1 pseudogene is annotated in these 301 nt (G+C 39.5%); it reads left to right on the top strand.

Annotated features, from left to right (window positions below):
* Nucleotides 1-301: pseudogene (locus DK187_RS21315) on the top strand (hypothetical protein); the annotation flags it as partial.

The following is a 301-nucleotide window of genomic DNA, read 5'->3' as shown; positions in this document are numbered from 1 at the left end:
CTGACAATTCAATCTCCATTGATAAGCGAACCTATACAGCTTTATCGGATGCAGTATCCTCCGTTAAAGAAGGCGCCAGATTAAGCCTAACGGCAATTGGTAGAAAACTAGGAGAAGACGCTAACGTCATTGAAAAATATTGCATTAAACGAGTTGATCGACTGTTAGGAAACATCCAATTACACCAATGCCGAAATCAATTTTATAAGACCCTTGCCTCTCACTTTTCTTCACAAGAGTTCTTGCCCATCATTGTTGATTGGTCAAGTGTTTATGATTTTAGCTTTGTTTTACTGCGCGC

This window comes from Marinomonas arctica, from assembly GCF_003259225.1.
Lineage (GTDB): Bacteria > Pseudomonadota > Gammaproteobacteria > Pseudomonadales > Marinomonadaceae > Marinomonas > Marinomonas arctica.
The sequence above is the reverse complement of the archived record's forward strand: the minus strand, read 5'-3'. Positions and strand labels throughout refer to the sequence as shown.